General features: G+C 74.1%; 1 protein-coding gene. It reads right to left on the reverse strand.

What is annotated here, in order from left to right; all coding sequences use genetic code 11:
- Positions 1 to 142 precede the first annotated feature (142 nt).
- Positions 143 to 1966: a tetratricopeptide repeat protein gene (locus GTY47_RS21440; RefSeq protein WP_173937246.1), complete on the reverse strand. Its 1824-nt coding sequence runs from the start codon at positions 1964 to 1966 to the stop codon at positions 143 to 145.
- Positions 1967 to 2194 lie beyond the last annotated feature (228 nt).

Below are 2194 nucleotides of genomic sequence, written 5' to 3' on the forward strand. Positions count from 1 at the left end.
GCTACCGAGCTGCTCCACCCCGCGTCGGTGAATGCAACGTTACGTCAACGCGGAGCACGGATGCAAATCGCTTAGCTGGAGCCGCGGGCCGCCGGTCCCGCACGAACGCCGAGCATGCAGCCCACGGTGACGAGACGCGGCATCAGGCAGACAGCTCCTGCCTCAGCGCATCCCGCAACCGAGCCGCCCGCTCCGCCACGGACGCCGGCCCCAACGCCACCGCCCGATCGGCCCACCGCTGCCCCTCCGCCAGCTCCCCCCGACGCGCGTAGACCAGGGCCAGCCGCAACGCCGCCCGCCCGTGCCCCGCGTCGGCCGCCCGCGTCCACCACACCGCCGCCTCGGGCTCACTGCCCTCCCTGGCCAGCAGCAGCCCGAGATTGAACGCCCCGTTGCGGGATCCGGCCTCGGCGGCCTCCCGGTACCACCGGGCCGCCTCGACGACGTCCCCCCGGGCCGCCGCGAGCATGCCCACCCGCACCTGCGCCCGCCGGTGCCCCTGCGAGGCCGCCCTCTCGTACCACTCCTCGCACTCGCTCCGCCGGTGCACCGGCTCCCCGAGCTCGTGCGCGGGCTCCGGCGGCCGACGCGCGTCGAGCACGGTCGCCAGCCGGTACGCGGCCTCGGCGCTTCCGCCTCCGGCCGCACACCGCAGGTGCCGCTCGGCCTCCTGCTCGTCCCCGTCCCGCAGCCGGGCCATGCCGACCTGGAGCGCCGCCTCGGTGTGCCCGGCGGCAGCGGCACGCTCGTACCAGCGCAGCGCGGCCTGCTCCTCGCCCCGGCCTGCGTGCAGGATGCCCAGGTTGAAGGCGGCGTCCACGCTCCCGGCCTCCGCGGCCTTGGAGAACCACGGCTCGGCGCCCGTCTCGTCCCCGGCCCGCAGCAGCAGGATCGCCAGCGCGTTCGCGGCCTCCCGGTGACCGGCATAGGCCGCGCGCCGGTACCACTGCTCGGCCTGCGTGGTGCGGCCCTGCTCGGCGCAGAGCAGCCCCAGGTTGTAGGCGCCGTTCACGTCGCCCGCGTCCATCGCGGCCCGGTACCAGCGCTCGGCGGTCTGGGTCTCGCCCCGCTCGGCGTGCAGTGCGCCCAGCGCGTTCGCCGCGTTGCCGTCACCGTCCTGGGCGGCCCGCAGCCACCACACGGCGGCGTTCTCGGTGTCGCCGGCGTCGCGCAGCAGGAACCCGAGCGCGCAGGCGGCCCGCGCCTCGCCGTCCTTGGCGGACGTCAGGTACCAGCGCCCGGCCTCCTTGAGCTCGCCTCGCTTCTCCAGGATCGTCCCGAGGTGCAGGGCGGCCCGCCGGTGGCCGCGCGCGGCGGCCTGCCGGTACCACTGCTCGGCTTCTTCCAGCAGCGCGACACCGTTGTCCCCCTCGGTCTCCTGCGTGGCTCTGCGGTCCAGTGCCCGCGCCAGCCGGTACGCCGCCTCCCGGTGCCCGCGCTCGGCCGCGACCCGCATCCACTTCTCGGCCCCGGCGTCACCGCGGTGCTCGAGCAGGTCGGCTAGGGCGTACGCGCCCAGGGTGTGCCCCTGCTCCGCGGACTGGCGCAGCCAGTACTCGGCGGCGGGTTCGTCGCCGCGCTCGCGGTGGTGCCGGCCGAGGGCGTGCGCGGCCGCCGCGGATCCGGCGACGGCGGCGATCCGCCACCAGCCGGCGGCCTCGTCGGCGTATCCGCGCTGGTGGAGAAGGACTCCGAGGTTGTTGGCCGCGGCCCGGTCGCCCGCGGCGGTCGCGGCACGCAGATGGGGTTCGGCACCGTCGAGATCGCCACGGCGCAGCAGCATGGCCCCGAGGACACTCATCGCCTCGACGTCGCCGGCCTCAGCGGCGAGCCGCTGACGCAGCTCCTCGGCCGCCTCGTCGGCGATCTCCCCGGTCTCGTCCGGGGTGTCGGTGTCCTCCCGGCGGGAAGGCTGCACAAAACGCCCTGTCTCGAACAGAGTTGCCTTGTCCCCCATAACGTCCATCGTCGCACCACCTGCAACCTGGGTACACCTGGTATACCGCAGCCAGTGAGGTCACTACAGCGTTTTGTCGACATGCCCACAGAGAGACAAGTCAAACACAGATCTCCCAACTCCCCCCGGCGGCACGGCCGCAGCCTGCACCAGCACATGCGTTCACACATCACGAAGGCCCGGATTCCGTTGTGGAATCCGGGCCTTCGTGGTCGCTCCGTCACTCGGACTTCGCGA

It is taken from the genome of Streptomyces sp. SID5464 (assembly GCF_009862985.1).
Classification (GTDB): Bacteria; Actinomycetota; Actinomycetes; order Streptomycetales; family Streptomycetaceae; genus Streptomyces; species Streptomyces chartreusis_D.

Coding starts and splice junctions, on each gene's coding strand:
- GTY47_RS21440 (WP_173937246.1), bottom strand. CDS start 1,966: ATGGACGTTATGGGGGACAAGGCAACTCTGTTCGAGACAGGGCGTTTT.